This window comes from Pedococcus sp. 2YAF34, from assembly GCF_052114585.1.
In the GTDB taxonomy this organism is placed as follows: domain Bacteria; phylum Actinomycetota; class Actinomycetes; order Actinomycetales; family Dermatophilaceae; genus Pedococcus.
Genome location: NZ_JBFRFA010000084.1, coordinates 1 through 593, shown reverse-complemented (window position 1 = coordinate 593; position 593 = coordinate 1). Strand labels below are relative to the sequence as shown.

The 593-nt window shown below is 72.0% G+C and carries 1 protein-coding gene and 1 pseudogene; both read right to left on the bottom strand.

The genetic code is table 11. From position 1 onward, the window contains the following. A partial coding sequence (locus AB4Z02_RS18970) for an ROK family protein (RefSeq protein WP_441972913.1) occupies window positions 1-454 on the bottom strand: 454 nt, incomplete at its 3' end. Then, window positions 451-593 (bottom strand): annotated as a pseudogene (locus tag AB4Z02_RS18965) (sugar isomerase); the annotation flags it as partial. The pseudogene AB4Z02_RS18965 and the gene AB4Z02_RS18970, both read right to left, overlap by 4 nt.

Genomic DNA, 593 nt, shown 5'->3' with positions numbered 1-593 from the left:
CGACATCGGAGAACGGTGCCGCGGCGCCCAGCCGGTGCTCGGCCTCGCCCGCGCCGCGCACGTCGTGGCTGAACGACACGGGGAGGCCGATCAGCGACTCGAGGCGGTCGCGGAACGGCACATCCACCCAGTTGAGGTTCTCGGCGAGGATGCCGACCCCGGTCTCTTCGTCGACGTGCCCGGGGACCAGGAGGCCCGCGGCGAGCGGGACGACATCCGGATGCTCGGAGACGAAGCGTTCCGCGGTTGCTGCGGCCGCTGCGAGCACGGCGTCGGCGGTGCGCTCGCCGTCGTGCGGCGTCGGGATGCGCTCCAGTGCCCGGATCGCTCCTGAGTCGTCGATCAGGGCGGCCTTCATGTCCGTTCCGCCCACGTCGAAGGCGAGCACGGCGCTGCCCGACCCGAGGGAGACACCGCTGGTCGTGACGGCTGCTGGCGACGACGGATCGTTCACGAGTCGAGTATGACGGAGCGCGTCAGGTTGCGGGGAGCGTCGGGGTCGAGGCCGGCGGACCTGGCTCGCTCGAGGGCGACCCGCTGAGCGCGGACCAGGTCGGCCATGCCGTCGATGGTGCGGTGCTCGAAGTGAGCGC